General features: G+C 63.6%; 18 protein-coding genes. 5 read left to right on the forward strand and 13 right to left on the reverse strand.

Annotated features, from left to right (window positions below):
- Window positions 1-45: 45 nt before the first annotated feature.
- From WDX12_RS32570 to WDX12_RS32585, 4 genes are all read right to left on the reverse strand, one after another.
- On the reverse strand, window positions 46-381 hold the full coding sequence (locus WDX12_RS32570) for a hypothetical protein (RefSeq protein WP_434723378.1): 336 nt from the start codon (window positions 379-381) through the stop codon (window positions 46-48).
- Between the two features lie 97 nt (window positions 382-478).
- Window positions 479-1,246 (reverse strand): trans-aconitate 2-methyltransferase, encoded by a 768-nt coding sequence (gene tam, locus WDX12_RS32575; protein WP_434723379.1) that lies wholly within the window; start codon window positions 1,244-1,246, stop codon window positions 479-481.
- A gap of 40 nt (window positions 1,247-1,286) precedes the next feature.
- Complete coding sequence (gene ettA / locus WDX12_RS32580; protein ID WP_434723380.1) at window positions 1,287-2,936, reverse strand: energy-dependent translational throttle protein EttA; 1,650 nt, start codon at window positions 2,934-2,936, stop codon at window positions 1,287-1,289.
- Between the two features lie 193 nt (window positions 2,937-3,129).
- Entirely contained in the window at window positions 3,130-4,140 is a 1,011-nt protein-coding gene (locus WDX12_RS32585; RefSeq protein WP_434723381.1) for a ribonuclease T2 family protein, read from the reverse strand.
- A 248-nt stretch (window positions 4,141-4,388) separates the two neighbouring features.
- Here WDX12_RS32585 and WDX12_RS32590 point away from each other — a divergent pair, with 248 nt between their 5' ends.
- From WDX12_RS32590 to WDX12_RS32600, 3 genes are all read left to right on the forward strand, one after another.
- Window positions 4,389-5,321 carry an alpha/beta fold hydrolase gene (locus WDX12_RS32590; RefSeq protein ID WP_434723382.1) on the forward strand — a complete coding sequence of 311 codons (933 nt, stop codon included), beginning with the start codon at window positions 4,389-4,391 and terminating at the stop codon, window positions 5,319-5,321.
- Between the two features lie 81 nt (window positions 5,322-5,402).
- Entirely contained in the window at window positions 5,403-6,575 is a 1,173-nt protein-coding gene (locus WDX12_RS32595) for a CaiB/BaiF CoA transferase family protein (RefSeq protein WP_434723383.1), read from the forward strand.
- Window positions 6,572-8,221 carry a thiamine pyrophosphate-binding protein gene (locus WDX12_RS32600; RefSeq protein ID WP_434723384.1) on the forward strand — a complete coding sequence of 550 codons (1,650 nt, stop codon included), beginning with the start codon at window positions 6,572-6,574 and terminating at the stop codon, window positions 8,219-8,221. The genes WDX12_RS32595 and WDX12_RS32600 overlap by 4 nt, the downstream gene beginning before the upstream one ends.
- A gap of 82 nt (window positions 8,222-8,303) precedes the next feature.
- Here the strand turns inward: WDX12_RS32600 and WDX12_RS32605 are convergent, their stop codons facing one another.
- The 5 genes from WDX12_RS32605 to WDX12_RS32625 form a co-directional block, all read right to left on the reverse strand.
- Window positions 8,304-8,741, reverse strand: a complete 438-nt coding sequence (locus WDX12_RS32605; protein ID WP_320295070.1) for a CHRD domain-containing protein — start codon at window positions 8,739-8,741, stop codon at window positions 8,304-8,306.
- A 169-nt stretch (window positions 8,742-8,910) separates the two neighbouring features.
- Window positions 8,911-9,882 carry an ABC transporter substrate-binding protein gene (locus WDX12_RS32610; RefSeq protein WP_320295069.1) on the reverse strand — a complete coding sequence of 324 codons (972 nt, stop codon included), beginning with the start codon at window positions 9,880-9,882 and terminating at the stop codon, window positions 8,911-8,913.
- A gap of 39 nt (window positions 9,883-9,921) precedes the next feature.
- Window positions 9,922-11,076: an ABC transporter permease gene (locus WDX12_RS32615; protein ID WP_434723385.1), complete on the reverse strand. Its 1,155-nt coding sequence runs from the start codon at window positions 11,074-11,076 to the stop codon at window positions 9,922-9,924.
- Window positions 11,073-11,951 (reverse strand): ABC transporter permease, encoded by an 879-nt coding sequence (locus tag WDX12_RS32620; RefSeq protein ID WP_434723386.1) that lies wholly within the window; start codon window positions 11,949-11,951, stop codon window positions 11,073-11,075. The genes WDX12_RS32615 and WDX12_RS32620 overlap by 4 nt, the downstream gene beginning before the upstream one ends.
- A 412-nt stretch (window positions 11,952-12,363) precedes the next feature.
- A complete protein-coding gene (locus WDX12_RS32625) occupies window positions 12,364-13,155 on the reverse strand; it encodes an ABC transporter ATP-binding protein (protein WP_320295066.1) in 792 nt (263 codons plus the stop codon).
- 119 nt (window positions 13,156-13,274) lie between these two features.
- On the opposite strand from WDX12_RS32625, the gene WDX12_RS32630 reads away from it, so the two are divergent.
- Window positions 13,275-13,679: a cupin domain-containing protein gene (locus WDX12_RS32630; protein WP_434723387.1), complete on the forward strand. Its 405-nt coding sequence runs from the start codon at window positions 13,275-13,277 to the stop codon at window positions 13,677-13,679.
- A gap of 17 nt (window positions 13,680-13,696) precedes the next feature.
- Here the strand turns inward: WDX12_RS32630 and WDX12_RS32635 are convergent, their stop codons facing one another.
- The 3 genes from WDX12_RS32635 to WDX12_RS32645 all read right to left on the reverse strand — a co-directional run bounded on the left by WDX12_RS32635 (window position 13,697) and on the right by WDX12_RS32645 (window position 16,844).
- Window positions 13,697-14,074, reverse strand: coding sequence for a hypothetical protein (locus WDX12_RS32635; protein WP_320295064.1), 378 nt, complete (start codon window positions 14,072-14,074; stop codon window positions 13,697-13,699).
- Window positions 14,075-14,076: 2 nt separating this feature from the next.
- Complete coding sequence (gene hydA / locus WDX12_RS32640) at window positions 14,077-15,528, reverse strand: dihydropyrimidinase (RefSeq protein ID WP_434723388.1); 1,452 nt, start codon at window positions 15,526-15,528, stop codon at window positions 14,077-14,079.
- 65 nt (window positions 15,529-15,593) lie between these two features.
- On the reverse strand, window positions 15,594-16,844 hold the full coding sequence (locus WDX12_RS32645; protein ID WP_434723389.1) for a Zn-dependent hydrolase: 1,251 nt from the start codon (window positions 16,842-16,844) through the stop codon (window positions 15,594-15,596).
- A gap of 61 nt (window positions 16,845-16,905) precedes the next feature.
- On the opposite strand from WDX12_RS32645, the gene WDX12_RS32650 reads away from it, so the two are divergent.
- Window positions 16,906-17,604: a TetR/AcrR family transcriptional regulator gene (locus WDX12_RS32650; protein ID WP_434723390.1), complete on the forward strand. Its 699-nt coding sequence runs from the start codon at window positions 16,906-16,908 to the stop codon at window positions 17,602-17,604.
- Window positions 17,605-17,702: 98 nt separating this feature from the next.
- Here the strand turns inward: WDX12_RS32650 and WDX12_RS32655 are convergent, their stop codons facing one another.
- The gene (locus WDX12_RS32655) at window positions 17,703-19,031 is read right to left on the reverse strand and encodes an aspartate aminotransferase family protein (protein ID WP_320295060.1); all 1,329 of its coding nucleotides are present in this window, start codon (window positions 19,029-19,031) and stop codon (window positions 17,703-17,705) included.
- Window positions 19,032-19,050 lie beyond the last annotated feature (19 nt).

Below are 19,050 nucleotides of genomic sequence, written 5' to 3' on the forward strand. Positions count from 1 at the left end.
TTTATGCCAGCTTAAACTCGTGACCCCACAAATCCGCGAGGGCGTTCACCAGGCACAGACTTTGGTGTTGGTCTGCGGGTTGTTCCAGCAGGCGTCGTCGTCGCGGCTGCGCACGAACTGCCCCGGCAGCGATCGGTTGCGGTTGCCGAACCTGGCGTAGCCGAAGGCAAAGCCCGGCTGGTCGATTTCAAGCGTGATGGTGGGATAGCCCGGCGCCGAGATGCGGAAGCTGCCCTCGCCGTCCAGGGCTTTGTAATTGCACGGATAATAGCCGTCATCCGGGGTGAAGCAGCGTGCCGGCTTGGCCTCGGCCGCCATCGAAAAACAAAGTACCGCAGCCACACACAGATTGCTTATGAGCGCTATCTTGCCCAGTGTCATCGCTTATCCCCCTGGGCCGCGGACGGTCGGCCATCGTCCAGGTGGATGAAATGCGCATGACGGCACAAGGGGGTCAAGCGCTGGAAGCGCCCCGGGGTTAAGCCCGCTTGGCGACGATGAATATCCGCGGGAAGCGCAACAGCACCTTGCCGTTCGCCGTCTTCGGATAGGCCTTGGCGATCTTTGCCGTATAACTGTCGAGGAACACCTTCTTCTCATCCACGTCGAGCGGATCGAGGAACGGCTTCAACCCCGTCGACTTGACCCATTCGACGATCGCTTCGGCATCGGCCAGCGGGTGATTGTAGATGGTGTGCCAGATATCGAGCCGGTCGGCGAGCGGCGACAGAAGATCGTAGTAGAAGGACACCGGCGGCAGCGGCCCGCGGGCGGCGCCTTTCAGCTTGGCGGCAAACGGCACTTCCTCAGCAGTCTCGCGCATCAGCTGATGCGAGGCTTCGCCGAGATTGTCCGGCATCTGGACGGCCAGGGCCCCGCCCGGCGCCAGTAGCCCCATCAGCCGCTGGAACACCGCCGGATGCTCCGGCAGCCACTGGAAGACGGCATTGGCGAAGATGACATCGACGGGATGCTCGGGTTGCCATCCGGCGGCATCGGCCAGCTCGAAATTGACATTCGGCAGCCTTGCCCGCGCCTTCTCGATCATGTCGGGCGAAGTGTCGAAGCCGCTGACTTGAGCATCAGGCCAGCGTTCTACCAGAAGCTCGGTCGAGTTACCCGGACCGCAGCCGATATCGACGACGCGGCGCGGGAAATCGACCGGCACCTGCGCCACGAGATCGCGCGCCGGCCGCGTGCGCTCGTCTTCGAACTTCAGATATTGGGCGGCGGACCAGTCAGCCATGTGAGAACCTCGCTCTGTTCGCCGCCCCTTCGGACCGATGCTACCGCGTCAGCCGCTTGTGCGTCATGCGGTGCGGGGTCGCCGCTTCGGCGCCGAGGCGCCGCAGCTTGTCCTTCTCATATTCCTCGAAATTGCCTTCGAACCATTCGACATGCGCATCGCCCTCGAAGGCGAGCATATGCGTGGCCATGCGGTCGAGGAACATGCGGTCGTGGCTGATGATGACGGCGCAGCCGGCATAGGCTTCCAGCGCGTCTTCCAGCGCGCCCAGCGTTTCGGTGTCGAGGTCGTTGGTCGGTTCGTCGAGCAGCAGAACGTTGCCGCCATTCTTCAGCATCTTGGCCAGATGCACGCGGTTGCGCTGACCGCCCGACAGGTTGCCGACCTTCTGCTGCTGGTCGCCGCCGCGGAAGTTGAAGGACGAGCAATAGGCGCGGCTGTTGATCTCGTGCTTGCCGAGCTTGATGACCTCGGCGCCGCCGGAGATCTCTTCCCACACCGTCTTGTTCGGATCGAGCGCGTCGCGGCTCTGGTCGACATAGCCGAGCTTGACGGTTTCGCCGATGCGGATCGAGCCAGAATCCGGCTTTTCCGCGCCGGTGAACGTCTTGAACAGCGTCGTCTTGCCGGCGCCGTTCGGGCCGATGACGCCGACGATGCCGCCCGGCGGCAGCCGGAACGACAGGTTCTCGATCAGAAGCTCGTCGCCAAAACCCTTGTTGAGGCCTTCGACTTCGATGACGACATTGCCGAGGCGCTCGCTCGACGGGATGACGATCTGGGTGTCGGTCGGCTTGCGGTTCTGCGACTGCTCGACCAATTCCTCATAGGCCTTGATACGCGCTTTCGACTTGGTCTGGCGCGCCTTGGGCGAGGACTGAATCCACTCGCGCTCGCGCCAGATCGACTTCTGGCGGGCGTCGTCCTCGCGGCCTTCCTGGATCAGGCGCTTGGCCTTGGCGTCGAGATACTTGGTGTAGTTGCCCTCGTAGGGGATGCCGCGGCCGCGATCGAGCTCGAGGATCCAGCCGGTGACATTGTCGAGGAAGTAGCGGTCGTGGGTGATGATCAGCACCGAGCCCGGATAGTCGCGCAGGTGCTTTTCCAGCCACGCCGTGGTCTCGGCGTCGAGATGGTTGGTCGGTTCGTCGAGCAGCAGAAGGTCGGGCTGGCGCAGCAGAAGCTGGCAAAGCGCGACGCGGCGGCGCTCGCCGCCCGACAGGTTGGTCACCTCGGAGTCGCCTGGCGGGCACTGCAGCGCATCCATCGCCATCTCGACCTGTTGCTCGAGATCCCACAGGTTGAGCCGATCCATCTCGTCCTGGAGTTTGCCGGACTCATCCGCAGTCTCGTCGGAATAGTTCATCATCAGTTCGTTGTAGCGCTCGATGATGGCCGTCTTCCTGGCGACGCCTTCCATGACGTTTTCCATCACGGTCTTGCTTGGGTCGAGCTGCGGCTCCTGGGGGAGATAGCCGACGGTGGCGCCTTCTGCCAGCCAGGCTTCGCCCTGGAACTCCTTGTCGAGCCCGGCCATGATGCGCAGGATCGTCGACTTGCCCGAGCCGTTGGGTCCGAGAATGCCGATCTTGGCGTCCGGATAGAAGGACAGGTGAACGTTATCGAGCACCTTCTTGGTGCCATAGGCCTTCGACAGGCCGGACATGTGATAGATGAACTGGCGAGCCACGCGCGCTTTCCTTGGAAACTGAAGTGTCAAGGTGGATGGGGGTTGCGCGCTATGTAGGCGATGAAGCGCCGAACGGCAATCGCTTTCGGCGTGCGACGGCCAATCCGCGCGCATTCGCCGGTTTGCGCCCCTCAAGTCGGTCCACAGCTTTTCGTCGCAGCCTAACCCCAGACGGTTTGACCAAAACCGCCGCCTACTGGAAACCGATCGCGTCGACCGTGCCCTTCGGGCAACCGGCCTTGGCTGTCGGCGCCGACGCCATCAGGAGGTCGGCAAGCTTGCTGTCCGGGCCGATCGGGCCGGACAGGCCGAGCGTCAATTCGCCGATCAGGCGCCGGCCGCTCGACGGGTCGACCAGGCAGGACACGCGCACCCGATCTCCCGCGCCGGCGCCGAAAGCTTCGTTGAAGGCGCCGCGGATCTGATCGGAGGTCAATTGCTTGCCGATGTTCTTGTTGAAAAGGTCGCGCACCGCGGACGCGTTCACCGCCCGCATCAGGTTGAGCGCGTCGGAGAAATACTCCTGCTGGCTCTTGCCGTAGCAGGTGCCGTGCTTGATCCATTCGTGGCGCTCGAGCTTGGAAGCCGTGCCCGGCATCACCTGGTCGAGTTCGGCGCGCGTGTTGGCGTCGAGATCGACCGGCGGCAGGTCTCCCCAATGTGACGGATTGTCATTGCCCTTGTCGCTCGCCGACACCTGGCAATAGAAATTGCCGTTCGGCTGTGGCCACAGCCCGTGCAGCGTGAAGTGCGAAGCGTCGAACTCGCCCGGGTTCTGAGCCTTGCATTCGGGTTTGCTTGCCTTGGTTTCGCAGAAAGCCGGCTGCCAGCTCAGCGCAAAGACATATTCGGGTTTTCCGGAGGCAGACGATGACGGTTTGGTCTGGCCGGAAGGCGCCGGGGTCGTCTGCGCGCTGCCGCCGTTGACATGGCCGCAGCTGATCTTCACCCAGCGCCGCTCGGGGTCGGCCCCCGGCACCTGGATCAGATAATGGGTGGGCTCGTCCTTGTTGCCGGCAAGCAACTCGTAGCTCTTCCCGGCTTCGGTCGAGATGTTGCCGGGGTTCTTGCCGCTCTTGATGGCCTGCGTCGCCGGGCAGGCGCTGTCGGCAACGAAAGTGCCGCTCATCTTCACGTCGGCATGCGCCACGCCGGCACTGGCCAAAGCCAGCGCCATCGAACCCCACAATGCCCAAACCCGCATCCCGCTCTCCCGGCGATTATTGAACCGTATTGGATTCGTCACACTAGAACAGCCGGCGTGTCAGAATTGCGATCTTTTTTCACCGCGCGAAAAAACAATCCCCAGCTCACCGCGTCCACCGGCGTGTCCGCAAGCACGCTTAGCACCTCCGCGCGACGACGGAATGCCGTGGTAGCACAGCGGCAAACGCGCGCTCCGCACTTGACGCCGGCAAAAGCCTCGCCCAACAGTCGCCAAGGGAGCGAGACATGCCATTCGACAGAAAGACGAGCCTGGCGTCACCGACGAAGGCCGAGCTCAACCTTTATGTAAAACAGGCCGCCGGAAACCCGCGCGCCGTGGTCCAGATCAACCATGGCCTGGCCGAGCATGCGGCGCGCTATGCCCGCTTTGCCGATTTCCTGAGCGAGCATGGATTCCACGTCTATGCCCATGACCATCGCGGCCATGGCGCGACAAAGGCGTCCGACGCGCCGCTCGGCAAATTCGCCGACAGCGATGGCATCGCCAAGGTGATCGCCGATGTCGACGCCGTTCACGACCTGATCGCCATGGAGCATTCGGGACTGCCGGTGATCGTGTTCGGCCATTCGCTGGGCGCCTCGGTCGCGCTCAACTTCGTGCTGCGCCACTCCGAGCGTGTCCATGCCGCCGCGATCTGGAACGGCAATTTCTCGCAAGGCCTGCTCGGCCAGCTGGCGCTGCTCATCCTCGGCTGGGAGCGGATGCGGCTGGGTTCCGACGTGCCGTCGCGCCTTCTGCCCAAGCTCACATTTCAGGCCTGGGGCAAGGCGGTGCCCAATCACCGAACCTTGTTCGACTGGCTGTCGCGCGACCCGGTCGAGGTCGACAAATATATCGCCGATCCGCTCTGCGGCTGGGATGCTTCGGTCTCGATGTGGCGCGACGTGGTCGGCATGGCGCTTCACGGCGGCAAGGACCAGAGCTTTGCCGGCGTCCGGCGCGATCTCTTCGTCAACCTTGTCGGCGGCGAGAAGGACCCCGCGTCGGACTACGGCAAGGCCGTCCATCACCTGGCAAGGCGCATGCGGGCAATGGGCTTTTCGAATCTGTTTTCAAAGGTTTATCCCGAAACCCGCCATGAAAGCCTGAACGAGATCAACCGCGACGCCGTCATGAATGATTTCGCCGCATGGGCGGACGACGTGCTGAAATCCTGATCCGGCGTGGCCTATCGTATGGGTCGTGACAGGGCCGGTGCGGGTTGCTAGAGCCTGCGTTTCGTTGGAACACGGTGATCCATGGCCGAACCCCCGCTGAAAGGCATCCGCGTTATCGAACTTGCCCGCATCCTGGCCGGCCCCTGGGCCGGGCAGTTGCTGGCCGACCTCGGCGCCGATGTCATCAAGGTCGAGAGCCCGGACGGCGGCGACGATACCCGCAAATGGGGTCCGCCCTTCGTCATGAGCCATGACGGCGAGAACCTGTCGGCCGCCTATTACCATTCCTGCAATCGCGGCAAGCGCTCGATCGCGATCGATTTCTCCAAGCCGGAGGGTGCCGACACGCTGCGCAAGCTGGTCGCCTCCGCCGACGTGCTGATCGAGAACTTCAAGCTCGGCGGCCTGAAGAAATACGGCCTCGACTACGAAAGCCTGAAGGCGATCAATCCGCGCCTCGTCTATTGCTCGATCACCGGCTTCGGCCAGGACGGCCCCTATGCGCCGCGCGCCGGCTACGATTTCATCATCCAGGCCATGGCCGGCATGATGTCGATCACCGGCGAGCCCGGCCGCGAGCCGCAAAAGGCAGGCGTCGCGATCTCCGATCTCTTCACCGGCCTCTATTCGGTGATCGCCATCCAGGCCGCACTGCGCCATGCCGAGAACACCGGCGAGGGCCAGCATATCGACATGGCGCTGTTCGACAGCCAGATCTCGGCGCTCGGCAACCAGAACCTCAACTACCTGGTTTCCGGCAAGTCGCCGGTGCAGATGGGCAATGCGCATATGAACATCGCCCCCTATGAGGTGCTGCCGGTGCGCGACGGCCACATCATCCTGGCAGTCGGCAATGATGGGCAGTTCGGCAAGTTCTGCGCCGCGGTCGGCCTCGCCGAGCTGCCCGCCAATCCGGATTTCGCCACCAACCCTGCCCGCGTCGCCAACCGTGTGAAGCTGCGCGAGACGATCGTCGCGACGCTGGCGACGTTCGACCGCGACCCGCTGCTCGCCAAGCTGGAAGCCGCCGGCGTGCCGGCAAGCCCGATCAACACGATCGGCCAGATGTTCGACGATCCGCAGACCATCGCGCGCGGCATGCGCCTCGACCTCGACGACGGCCATGGCAATCGCCTGCCTTCGGTGCGCGCGCCGATGGTGATGTCGGGCACGCCGCTCGTCTATGAGCGCCCCTCGCCGCGCCTTGGCGAGCACACGGACGAAATCCTTGCCGAACTGGAGAGAGCAAAATGAAGACCGGCGGACAACTGATCGTCGAGACGCTCGAAGCGAACGGCACCGACCGCATCTTCTGCGTTCCGGGCGAATCCTATCTCGCGGTGCTCGACGCGCTGCATGATTCTGCAATCCGCACCATCGTCTGCCGCCAGGAAGGCGGCGCCGCTATGATGGCCGACTGCCAGGGTCGGCTGACCGGCAAGCCCGGCATCTGCTTCGTCACCCGCGGCCCCGGCGCCACCAACGCTTCGGCAGGCATCCACATCGCCATGCAGGATTCGGTGCCGCTGATCCTGTTCATCGGCCAAGTCGCCAGCCACGCCAAGGAACGCGAGGCGTTCCAGGAGGTCGACTACAAACGCTTCTTCGGCGACATCGCCAAATGGGTGGTCGAGATCGACGATGCCGCGCGCATCCCCGAATTCGTCACCCGCGCCTTCGCCGTCGCGACCTCCGGCCGTCCTGGCCCGGTGGTCATCTCGCTGCCGGAGGACATGCTGACCAGCGAGGTCGAGGCTCCGGAAGCGCTCCCGCACACGCCCGTCGAAACCCGCCCCGGCGAGGCCGAGCTCGATGCGCTGGAGATGTTGCTGAGCAACGCCAAGCGTCCTTTCGTCATTCTCGGCGGCACGCGCTGGAACGAGGAAGCGGTGGCGCATATGCGCGCGATCGCCGAGACCTGGTCGCTGCCGGTCGGCTGCTCCTTCCGCCGCCAGATGCTGTTCGACCATCTGCATCCGAACTACGCCGGCGATGTCGGCATCGGCATCAATCCAAAGCTGGCGGAGAGGATCAAGCAGGCCGACGTCGTGCTTTTAATCGGCGGCCGCCTGGGCGAGATGCCGTCTTCCGACTATACGCTGCTGAAAAGCCCCTACCCCGACCAGGCGCTGGTGCATGTCCATGCCGATGCCGGCGAGCTCGGCCGCGTTTACCGGCCCACGATAGCCATCAACGCCTCGCCCGCCGCTTTCGTCGAGGCCTTCGCCAAGCGCAAGCCTGCCATCAGGCCTTCCTGGGCGGCCGAGGCGGAAAAGGCGCACGCCGCCTATCTCGAATGGTCGACGCCGCCCCAGACCGGCCCCGGCGCCGTCCAGATGGGCCCGATCATAGACTATCTCGGAAAGGTCCTGCCGGAAGACGCCATCCTCACCAACGGCGCCGGAAATTACGCCACCTGGGTGCATCGCTTCTACCGCAACCGCCGCTTCGGCACGCAAGCGGCGCCCACGTCCGGCTCGATGGGCTACGGCACGCCGGCCGCGGTTGCCGCCAAATCGCTGTTCCCGGATCGCACCGTGGTTGCCTTCGCCGGCGACGGTTGCTTCTTGATGAACGGCCAGGAGTTCGCGACGGCTGTCCAGTATGACCTGCCGATCATCGTGATCGTCATCAACAACGGCATCTACGGCACGATCCGCATGCATCAGGAGCGGGAATATCCGAGCCGCGTCGTCGCCACGGATCTCAAGAACCCGGACTTCGCCGCACTTGCCCGCGCCTATGGCGGCCATGGCGAAACAGTGGAAAAAACCGCCGACTTCGCGCCGGCCTTCGAACGCGCGCGCGCCAGCGGCAAGCCGGCGATCGTCGAGATCAAGCTCGATCCCGAGGCGATCACGCCGACCCGCACACTGACGCAGATCCGCGACAGGAGCTAAGGCGAAAGGCAGCCTGCTGCCTTTCTGCCGGCTGCGCTGTGTTTGGAGGTGGAAGGGGCGGTGAACCGCCCCTTTTGCGTCTTTACATCGCCTTCTCGATCTGGCCGCGGATCTCCCCGTCCTTGTTCTTGGCGGTGTGGACGTTGACATAGTATTTGCCGGCCTCGAGGTCGGCCGCTTGCGCGTCGGTCAGCGTCGCCGATCCCTTGATCGGGCTTTTCAGGTTTTTGAACGGAATGACGGGGTCCGCGTTTGCGCCCATATCAGCCGGACCATGGATGTGGGCGCCAACTGCCGGCCCGCTGAGGCCGGAATATTTGACGTTCCAGCTGAGTTTCTTCTTGGTTGTGTCGAAAGTGAGTGTCGCGGTGCCCTTGCCCTTGGTCGTCACGGGTGGGCTCTGCTGGCTGCCGTCGAGCGTCGCCTTGAACTTCATAGTCTCGGCCATGGCTGGCGATGCGAGAAGGAAGGCGGTCGAAACGGCTAAGGCCGAAAGCATCGGCACGGACAGGATGCGCATGAAGAACCTCCGTTGATGGCAGCATCCTGCACGGCTCCCCGGCGCGCGGATGCGTCACTGAAACGGCTGGGCGGCGCTTTGTATCCCTGCGCGCACAATTATTTTACCTCAACCAACAAAAAAGGGGCGGTCGCCCGCCCCTTTCCAACTCCTGCGTAGAGCGCAGATCCTACTTGATCGCCTTGTCGGTGATCGCGGTCGTGTAGGCGCCACTCGCTTCCTTGCTGATGATCTTCTGGTCGAGCAGCGCCTTGGCGGTGCGCTCGTAAGCGGCCGGGATCAGCTTGCCGTCGGCATTGTCGATCAGCTTGGCCACTTCCTTCATCATGAACTTCTGGTGGTTCTCATCCTGGCCGCCGGCGTCGACGACGATCCCGGCCGCCTCGTCGGTGTTCTCGGTGGCGTATTTCCAGCCCTTCATCGAGGCGCGCACGAAGCGCACCATCTTGTCCTCGAAGGCCGGATCCTTGAGCTTGTCCTCAAGCGTGTAGAGCCCGTCCTCCAGAAGGTCGTTGCCCATCGCCGAGTAGTTGAACACGACCAGGTCTTCCGGCTTGTAGCCGGCGTCCAGCACCTGGCCGTACTCGTTGTAGGTCATGACCGAGATGCAGTCGGCCTGCTTCTGGATCAGCGGCTGCACATCGAAGCTTTGCTTGAGCACGGTAACGCCGTCCGGGCCGCCATCGGTCTTGAGACCGATCTTGTTCATCCAGGCGTAGAACGGATATTCGTTGCCGAAGAACCAGACGCCGAGGGTGTGGCCCTTGAAGTCGGCTTCCGTCTTGATCGGGCCGGCCTTGGGGCAGACCAGTTCCATGCCCGCCTTCTTGAACGGTTGGGCGATGTTGACGAGCCCCACGCCCTTGTCGCGCGCGGCCAGAGCGCCGCCCATCCAGTCGACGATGACGTCGGCGCCGCCGCCGGCAATCACCTGCTCGGGCGCGATATCAGGGCCGCCCGGCTTGATGTCGACGTCGAGGCCTTCGGCGTCATAGAAGCCCTTGGCCTTGGCGACATAATAGCCGGCGAACTGGGCCTGCGTGACCCATTTCAGTTGCAATGTCACCTTGTCGGCGGCCATCGCCTGGAAGGCGGCCAGCGACATGGCGCCGGCCAAAGCAGAAATCAGCAGTCTTTTCATGTTTTTACCCTCTGAAGTTAGCACCCAAACCCACCGCCCCTATCCACCTCGGACAGAGGGATGCCAAAACGTGACGGCTCTCTCGATGAGAGCGACCACGCCATAAAAGACCGAACCCGCAAGTGCTGCAACTGCGATTTCGGCCCACACCATGTCGATGTTCATCCGCCCGACTTCCGTCGAAATGCGGAATCCCATGCCGACCACTGGCGTACCGAAGAACTCGGCGACGATGGCGCCGATCAGTGCCAGCGTCGAGTTGATCTTCAGCGCATTGAAGATGAACGGCATTGCCGCCGGAAGCCTGAGCTTCAGCAAGGTCGGCCAATAGCCCGATGCATAGGTGCGCATCAGGTCGCGTTCCATATGCCCGGATGCGGCAAGCCCGGCGACCGTGTTCACCAGCATCGGGAAGAAGGTCATGATGATGACGACCGCTGCCTTGGACGGCCAGTCGAAACCGAACCACATGACCATGATGGGTGCCACGCCGATGATCGGCAGCGCCGAGACCATGTTGCCGATCGGCAGCAGCCCGCGCCGCAGGAACGGCACGCGGTCGGCAAGGATGGCGACGATGAAGCCGGCGAGATTGCCGACGATGTAACCGATGAGCACCGCCTTGAAGATCGTCTGCCGCACATCCGCACCCAGGATCGGCAGCGAATTGGCGAAGCGCGCACCGATGGCGCTCGGCGGCGGCAGCAGGATGAAGGGGATGCCGGCGCCGCGCGTGATCGCCTCCCAGATGATCAGGATCCAGGCGCCGAAGATCGCCGGGATGACGAGCCACAGCGCAGTCTTCGCCCAGCCCTGCGCGGGGCGTAGCGACGACAGCAATGCGACGCAGCGCCAGGCAAGCAGCCAGGCAGCCGCAAGCAGCAGGAAATACGGCGCCAGCGCCGTGCCTTCGAAACCAGCTATGCCTTTGATCAAGAGCCAGGCTGCGGCATGGGCGCCAACGAAGAGCACGATAGCTTCAACAATCGGGGTAAGCCTCACCATCGAAACCAATGCCGCGACGATCAACAGCCCGATGAGCAGCCCCTTCGCGCCCATAAAGGGATAGGCCAGCGTTGCGGCCGGCTCTGCCAGCGCAGCGGCTTCCGGCTTCGTTATTGCGCCGAGCGCAAAGGCGATGAGGCACAGCGCAATCGCCAGCACCGATTGCCAGGATGGTTTCAACCAGCTCATGCCGGCCTCCCGCCCATGGCGCGGTCGACGAGGCGTCCGGCAATGCCGACCACCATCACCAGCAGCGCCGCGACGATCGAGCCTGCAACCAGCGCCGACCAGATGTCGATGGTCTGGCTGTAATAGGCGCCCGCGAGCAATTTCGCGCCGATGCCGGCGACCGCGCCTGTCGGCAGCTCGCCGACGATGGCGCCGACCAGGCTTGCCGCCACCGCCACCTTCATCGAGGTGAACAGGAACGGCACCGAGGCCGGCACGCGCAGTTTCCAGAAGGTCTGCGAGGCGCTGGCGTTATACGTATGCATCAGGTCGAGATGCGTGAGCTCGGGCGAGCGCAGGCCCTTCACCATGCCGACGGCGACGGGGAAGAACGACAGATAGGTCGAGATCAGCGCCTTGGGGATCAGTCCGGTGATGCCGATCGCCGCCAGCACCACGATGATCATCGGCGCCACCGCCAGGATCGGAATTGTCTGCGAGGCGATGATCCACGGCATCAGGCTGCGGTCGAGCGTCGCCACATGCACGATGCCCACCGCAATGACGATGCCGAGCGCTGTGCCGAAGGCAAAGCCGAGCAGCGTCGACGACAGCGTCACCCAGGCGTTGTAGACCAGGCTGCGGCTCGACGTGACGGATCGCAGGAAGGTGTTTTCGAAGAAATTCACCGCAACCTGGTGCGGCGCCGGCAGCGTCGGCTTCGGCTGCGACAGCGTCTTGCCGATGAACTCGACGGTGCCGGGGCTTTCGTTGGCCCTTACGTCGAGGTCACGCTGGAACGGCGCGTTGAGGATGACGGCAAAGACGTACCAGAGCACCACCACGCCGGCGAGGATGGTGGTTACGGGGACGATCTTGGAACGGAAGCTATCCATCTAGCGGCGCCCCCCTCCTCTCCCCGGCGGGGAGAGGGTGGCCGGAGCGAAGCGAAGGCCGGGCGCCTTTGTTGTCGGTGCCGCGACGTTCGCGTTTTTCGTCATCCTAGGGCGAAGCAAGGAGCGAAGCGACGCGGCGCAGACCCTTGGATCCATGCCGTTACTTCCCCGCTTCGGAGCGGTGCAGAACACGGCTCCCAGCGCCGGACCCCGGGCAGATATTCTCCGCAGCTTTGACCCTTCGGCCGCGGTCACGGTATGGATCCCAGGGTCTGCGCTCCGCTTCGCGTCGCTCCGCCCTAGGATGACGAAATCGCGGCGGGCGGCTCCCACCACTCGCGCAGTTGCAGGCCTGCTCCGCCCCAGGATGACAAAGGCGTGGCGGCCTCGTCCGCACTCATTCGCCATCCCCTCAATCATCATAGCTGTGCCCAGCCCTCAAGCCGTCGCGCACGCGCGCGGCGATCGCCAGGAATTCCGGCGTCTCGCGGATGTCGAGCGGGCGCTTCCTCGGCAGCGTCGATTCGATGATGTCGGTGACGCGGCCGGGCCGCGGCGACATCACCACGATGCGCGTCGACAGATACACCGCCTCGGGGATCGAATGGGTGACGAAGCAGATCGTCTTGTTGGTCCTGTCCCAGAGTTCGAGGAGTTGTTCGTTCAAATGGTCGCGCACGATCTCGTCGAGCGCGCCGAACGGCTCGTCCATCAAAAGCAGGTCGGCATCGAAGGCTAAAGCGCGCGCGATCGAGGCGCGCTGCTGCATGCCGCCAGAGAGCTGCCAGGGATACTTCTTCTCGAAGCCCGACAGGTTGACGAGCGCCAGCGTGCGCTTGATGCGCTCGGCCTGCTCGGCCTGGCTCAAGCCCATAACCTCCAGCGGCAGCCCCACGTTGCGCTCGATCGTGCGCCACGGGAACAAGGCGGCGGCCTGGAAGACGTAGCCGTAGGAGCGCTTCTCGCGCGCCTGCTCGGGCGTCAGCCCGTTGACGGAGATCGTTCCCGATGTCGCCCTTTCCAGGTCGGCGATGACGCGCAGCAAGGTGGTTTTGCCGCAGCCGGACGGGCCGATGAAGGAGACGAATTCGCCCTTGCCGATGGTCAGATCGACATTGGAGAGCGCCTGCACCGGACCGTCATTGGTCTGGAAGGTGAGGCCGAGCTTGCTTGCCGAAACGACGGCTGGCGGCTGTCCGGTCATTGGCTGCAGCCTGCCTTTCGCAGCCGCTGCCGCGCTGTCCGCAATCCTGTTGATTTTATGATAGCGTTGCTTTCCACTCGTCCTGTCCCACCCGATCGACGCCGCCCGGAGCCTTGCCGATGTCGCCCAAACCCACCTGTCATCTCGTTCGCCCCGAAAGCACCTACCAGGGCAAGCAGGGGCTGAGCTATTTCGCCGGCATCGCCGCCGAAACCGTCGGCTCGTCCGGCATCTGCATGCATCTTCTCACCATGCCGCCTGGCGCCCGCGCCAAGGCGCATATGCATGAAAGCCATGAGACGGCCATCTACGTGCTCTCGGGCGAAGTCCACACCTGGTACGGCGACCGGCTCGAGCATCATATCGTCGTCAAGGCCGGCGACCTCTTCTATATTCCGGCGGGCGTTCCGCATCTGCCGGCCAATCTGAGCGGCGCGCCGTCCTCGGCCATCATCGCCCGCACCGATCCCAACGAACAGGAAAGCGTCGTCCTGCTGCCGGAACTGGATGCTTTGGTTGCCTGAGGCCGACGGGATCGCCGTCATTTGCATCGCGCGACTTCGCCCATCACATTGCCGTCCTCGTCGGCCACCACCAGCTTCTTCGCATTCTTCGCGCTGCGCTTGATGGTGAACTTGGTCGGCGCCTGTCCCTCTTCGCCTTCGGCCTCGCATTTTGCCGTCACCACCAGCGATCCGTCGGCCTGGGCTTGGCTGTCGCTGAAGGTGCAGGCGCTGGCCGCCGTGATCAGTTCCTTGTCGGTCAAAAGCAGCATCTTGTCGGCGGCCACTTGCTGGCCGTTCCGGTTGATGCAACCATATTTGTCGCCATAAGGCTTGCTGAGGTCTATGCCCGCGGCGAGAGCCTGGCCGGCGGCCAGCGTCGTGGCCGCCGCGATCGCAAGATGAAGAGCCCGCATGGTCAGACCCCGGTCGCCGGAATGCCGGTCCGCTCCACCTTGCGCGGCGCGGAAATCTCCTTCCAGGTCGACAGCGCCCGATTGACCGCGGCGTTCGGCTCACGCGCGACGAACTCGCCATGTCCGACCTTGGCCTTCACGTCCGCTTCCTCGATCGACAACTCGCCGCGCGAGAAGACGAAGCGCGGCAGGCCGGTCACCTCGACGCCCTCGAAGACATTGTAGTCGATCACAGACTGCTGCTTCTGGGCGGAGATCGTCTTCTTGCGCTTCGGATCCCAGACGACGATGTCGGCGTCGGCGCCTTCGACGATGGCGCCCTTCTTCGGATACATGTTGAGTATCTTGGCAATGTTGGTCGAGGTCACCGCGACGAACTCGTTCATCGTCAGCCGTCCGGTGTTGACGCCTCTAGTCCACAGAACCGGCAAGCGGTCCTCGAGCCCGCCGGTGCCGTTCGGGATCTTGGTGAAATCGCCGATGCCGTTGCGCTTCTGCTTTGTGGTGAAGGCGCAGTGGTCGGTCGCCACCACTTGCAGCGATCCAGCCTGCAGGCCGGCCCACAGCGAATCCTGGTGCAGCTTGTTGCGGAAGGGCGGGCTCATCACCCGGCGCGCCGCGTGATCCCAGTCCTTGTTGAAATATTCGGTTTCGTCGAGCGTCAGATGCTGGATCAGCGGCTCGCCGTAAACGCGCATGCCCTTCTGGCGCGCGCGGCGGATCGCTTCATGGCTCTGCTCGCAAGAGACATGCACGACATAGAGCGGCACGCCGGCCATGTCGGCGATCATGATGGCGCGATTTGTCGCCTCGCCTTCCACTTCCGGCGGACGCGAATAAGCGTGGCCCTCGGGACCGTTGTTCCCGGCGGCCAGAAGCTTTTGCGAAAGTGCTGCGACCACATCGCCATTCTCGGCATGGACCAGCGGCAGCGCGCCGAGATCGGCGCAGCGCTGGAACGACGAATACATCTCGTCGTCGTCCACCATCAACGCGCCCTTATAGGCCATGAAATGCTTGAACGAGGTGATGCCACGGTCGACGACTTGAGCCATCTCGTCGAACACCTGCCTGCTCCACCAGGTGATCGCCATGTGGAAGGAATAGTCGCAGGCCGCCTTCGAGGTCTTGTTATCCCACATCTGCAGCGCCTCCAGCAGCGACTGCTGCGGCGCCGGCAGGCAGAAATCGACCACCATCGTCGTGCCGCCGGAAAGCGCGGCGCGCGTGCCGGATTCGAAATCGTCGGCCGAATAGGTGCCCATGAAGGGCATTTCGAGATGGGTGTGCGGATCGATGCCGCCCGGCATGACGTAGCAACCCGTGGCGTCGAACTCGTGATCGCCGTGCAGGTTCGAGCCGATGGCGACGATCTTGCCGTGCTGCATCAGCACGTCGGCCTTCCACGTGCGGTCGGCGGTGACGACGGTACCGTTCCGGATGACTTTGGTCATATCTGTTCCCCTGTTCTTTCGCGCTTCTTTGCGAGCGGCGTTGCGAGGTGAAATGCTCTAGTCGGTCATTCGACGATTCCAGCAGTCTCCACCACCGCGTGGAACAGCACGTCGGCGCCCGCCGACGCCCATTCCTTGCTGATCTCCTCGGCCTCGTTGTGGCTAAGCCCGTCGACGCAGGGGCACATCACCATGGCGGTCGGCGCGACGCGGTTGATCCAGCAGGCGTCGTGCCCGGCGCCCGACACGATGTTGCGATGCGAATAACCGAGACGCTCGGCGGCGTCACGGATCGCCTTGACGCAGTTCTTGTCGAAGGTGACCGGATCGAAATGCCCGACCTGCTCGATCTCGTATTTGATGTCGAGCGCGTCGCAAATCGTGTCGATGCCTTCGCGGATGCGGCCATCCATGGCGTCGAGCACTTCTTTCTCCGGCGAGCGGATGTCGATGGTGAAGACGGTGCGGCCGGCGATGATGTTGCGCGAGTTCGGATAAGCCTGCATATGGCCGACCGCGCCGACGGCGTCCGGCTGGTAGTCCATGGCGATCTCGTGCACCAGCTCGATGACCCGCGCCATGCCGAGCCCCGCATTGCGGCGCTTGGGCATCGGCGTCGAGCCGGTATGGGCTTCCTTGCCGGTCAGCGTCACCTGCAGCCATTTCAGGCCTTGGCCATGGGTGACGACGCCGATATCGATGCCCTCGTCCTCCAGGATCGGCCCCTGCTCGATATGCAATTCGAAGAAGGCGTGGATTTTGCGATCACCGACCTTTTCCGTGCCTTTCCAGCCGATGCGCTCGAGCTCTTCGCCGAACTTTTTGCCGTCCTTGTCGACATGCTGGTAGACATCGGCCTGGTCGAGCACGCCGGCGAACACGCCGGACGCCATCATGGCCGGCGCGAAGCGCGCGCCTTCCTCGTTGGTCCAGTTGGTGACGACGATCGGGTGCCTGGTCTTGATGCCGAGATCGTTGAGCGAGCGCACGACTTCGAGCCCGCCCAGCACACCGAGCACGCCATCATACTTGCCGCCGGTCGGCTGTGTGTCGAGATGGCTGCCGACATAGACGGGCGGCAGGCTGGGATCGGTGCCTTCGCGGCGGGCAAACATCGTGCCCATCTCGTCGACGCCCATTTCGAGCCCCGCGGCATCGCACCAGCGCTTGAACAGATGACGGCCTTCGCCGTCCTCGTCGGTCACGGTCTGGCGATTGTTGCCGCCGGCAATGCCGGGGCCGATCTTCGCCATCTCCATGATGGAATCCCACAAGCGGTCTGAATTGATTCGCAGGTTTTCGCCCGGTGCGGCCATTTGCGGTTCCCATTTACACCAGAGGTCTTGTCGCCTCTTGAGTGGTTTGCATCCTGACCGTATGGTCAGCTTTCAGACTACACAAGCTGACCAAGCGGTCAACGAGAATCTTGGAGAACACATGAGCGAAACCACCCGTCCCATGCGTCGACAGGATATAAGGCGGGAGAATGAAAAAGCCATTCTGCTCGCCGCCGAGAAGGTGTTCGCGGAGGCCGGCTTCGGCGGCGCCACGATGCAGCTGATCGCCGATCTGGCGGGGCTGCCGAAGGCAAATCTTCACTATTATTTCGCCACCAAGGAAGAGCTCTACCGTTCCGTCGTCCAGAACATTTTCGAGATCTGGCTGCAGGCGGCCAATTGCTTCGACGCGGCGCGCGGCCCGGTGGACGGCATCAGCGCCTATATCGACGCCAAGATGGAAATATCGCGCCGCCACCCGGACGGTTCGAAGGTCTGGGCCTCCGAAGTGATGCACGGCGCGCCGGTGCTTCAGGACTATATGGAATCAACGCTGCGCGAATGGACCGACGGCCGCGTCGGAATTATCAGCCGTTGGATCGAAGAGGGCAAGATGGACCCGGTGGACCCGCGCCATCTGCTCTACATGCTCTGGGCCACGACCCAGCACTACGCCGATTTCGGCCACCAGATCGAGACGCTGAACGGCGGCAAGTCGCTCTCTGACCGGCAATGGCGCGAAGCCAAGGAAAACATCAAGCGAGTGATCCTGACCGGCATTGGCGCGCAGCCGGCCTGAATCACGCCGCTCTTAAAGTCGGCGCGTCGGCGCCGACCTCGCCTGGCCGCTTGGCGGACACCCTCCCCTCGACGGGAAGGAGTGTCCGCACCGGCTTGTCAGTCGATCGACCTCAGAACATCGCGAACATGGTCGATCAGCTCGTTGATCTGGCCCTTGGTGATGATCAGCGGCGGCGACAGCGCGATGATGTCGCCTGTGGTGCGGATCAGCGCGCCGCGCTCGAACGCCTTGACGAAGGCCGAGAACGCTCGCTTGGTCGGGCTGCCGGCGATCGGCGCCAGCTCGATCGCGCCGATCAGGCCGATGTTGCGGATGTCGATGACATGCGGCTCGCCCTTGAGCGAATGCAGCGCGTCTTCCCAGTAAGGCGCCAGCTCCTCGCCGCGCGTCAAAAGGCCCTCTTCCTTGTAGGTGTCCAGAGTGCCGAGCGCCGCGGCGCAGGCGATCGGATTGCCGGAATAGGTGTAGCCGTGGAAGAACTCGATCATGTGCTCGGGGCCGGTCATGAAGGCGTCGTGGATCTCCTTCTTGACGAACACCGCGCCCATCGGGATGACGCCGTTCGACACGCCCTTGGCCGTCGTCATGATGTCCGGCGTGACGCCGAAATAGTCCGCAGCGAACGGCGCGCCGAGGCGTCCGAAGCCGGTGATCACTTCATCGAAAATCAACAATATGCCGTGCTTCGTGCAGATTTCCCGAAGCTTCTGCAGATAGCCCTTCGGCGGCAGGATGACGCCGGTGGAGCCGGCGACCGGCTCGACAATGACGGCGGCGATGGTCGAGGCGTCATGCAGCGTGACGAGGCGCTCCAGCTCGTTCGCCAGCTCCGCCCCATGTTCCGGCACGCCCTTCGAGAAGGCGTTCTTCTCGGGCAGGTGCGTGTGCGGCAGATGGTCGACGCCGCCGAGCAGCGTGCCGAACATCTTGCGGTTGGTGACGATGCCGCCGACCGAGATGCCGCCGAAATTGACGCCGTGATAGCCGCGCTCGCGGCCGATCAGCCGGGTGCGCGAGCCCTCGCCCTTCACGCGGTGATAGGCGATCGCCATCTTCAGCGCGGTCTCGACCGATTCCGAACCGGAATTGGTGAAGAAGACATGGTCCATGCCCTTCGGCGCGATGTCGACCAGCCGGTTCGCCAGCTCGAACACGATCGGGTGACCCATCTGGAAGGCCGGCGCGTAGTCGAGTTCGGCGGCCTGATGCTGGATCGCCTCGGTGATCTTGGGGCGGCAGTGGCCGGCGTTCACGCACCACAGGCCCGCGGTGCCGTCCAGCACCTTGCGGCCGTCGCTGGTCGTGTAATGCATGTCCTTGGCGGACACGAACATGCGCGGCGCCTGCTTGAACTGGCGGTTTGCCGTGAACGGCATCCAGAATGCGCTGAGATCGTTCGGCGTGACTTTCAGCCGGTTGGACATGACCAAGACTTCCCCTTGT

The organism is Mesorhizobium sp. RIZ17 (genome assembly GCF_051127865.1).
In the GTDB taxonomy this organism is placed as follows: Bacteria; Pseudomonadota; Alphaproteobacteria; order Rhizobiales; family Rhizobiaceae; genus Mesorhizobium; species Mesorhizobium humile.

Bases quoted from the DNA above. Each gene is read 5' to 3' on its own strand.
- WDX12_RS32585 (WP_434723381.1), bottom strand. From the start codon at position 4,140: ATGCGGGTTTGGGCATTGTGGGGTTCGATGGCGCTGGCTTTGGCCAGT.
- WDX12_RS32620 (WP_434723386.1), bottom strand. From the start codon at position 11,951: ATGGATAGCTTCCGTTCCAAGATCGTCCCCGTAACCACCATCCTCGCC.
- tam (WP_434723379.1), bottom strand. From the start codon at position 1,246: ATGGCTGACTGGTCCGCCGCCCAATATCTGAAGTTCGAAGACGAGCGC.
- WDX12_RS32610 (WP_320295069.1), bottom strand. From the start codon at position 9,882: ATGAAAAGACTGCTGATTTCTGCTTTGGCCGGCGCCATGTCGCTGGCC.
- WDX12_RS32630 (WP_434723387.1), top strand. From the start codon at position 13,275: ATGTCGCCCAAACCCACCTGTCATCTCGTTCGCCCCGAAAGCACCTAC.
- WDX12_RS32625 (WP_320295066.1), bottom strand. From the start codon at position 13,155: ATGACCGGACAGCCGCCAGCCGTCGTTTCGGCAAGCAAGCTCGGCCTC.
- WDX12_RS32590 (WP_434723382.1), top strand. From the start codon at position 4,389: ATGCCATTCGACAGAAAGACGAGCCTGGCGTCACCGACGAAGGCCGAG.
- WDX12_RS32635 (WP_320295064.1), bottom strand. From the start codon at position 14,074: ATGCGGGCTCTTCATCTTGCGATCGCGGCGGCCACGACGCTGGCCGCC.
- WDX12_RS32570 (WP_434723378.1), bottom strand. From the start codon at position 381: ATGACACTGGGCAAGATAGCGCTCATAAGCAATCTGTGTGTGGCTGCG.
- WDX12_RS32595 (WP_434723383.1), top strand. From the start codon at position 5,403: ATGGCCGAACCCCCGCTGAAAGGCATCCGCGTTATCGAACTTGCCCGC.
- WDX12_RS32605 (WP_320295070.1), bottom strand. From the start codon at position 8,741: ATGCGCATCCTGTCCGTGCCGATGCTTTCGGCCTTAGCCGTTTCGACC.
- WDX12_RS32615 (WP_434723385.1), bottom strand. From the start codon at position 11,076: ATGAGCTGGTTGAAACCATCCTGGCAATCGGTGCTGGCGATTGCGCTG.
- WDX12_RS32645 (WP_434723389.1), bottom strand. From the start codon at position 16,844: ATGGCCGCACCGGGCGAAAACCTGCGAATCAATTCAGACCGCTTGTGG.
- WDX12_RS32600 (WP_434723384.1), top strand. From the start codon at position 6,572: ATGAAGACCGGCGGACAACTGATCGTCGAGACGCTCGAAGCGAACGGC.
- hydA (WP_434723388.1), bottom strand. From the start codon at position 15,528: ATGACCAAAGTCATCCGGAACGGTACCGTCGTCACCGCCGACCGCACG.
- WDX12_RS32650 (WP_434723390.1), top strand. From the start codon at position 16,906: ATGGTCAGCTTTCAGACTACACAAGCTGACCAAGCGGTCAACGAGAAT.
- WDX12_RS32655 (WP_320295060.1), bottom strand. From the start codon at position 19,031: ATGTCCAACCGGCTGAAAGTCACGCCGAACGATCTCAGCGCATTCTGG.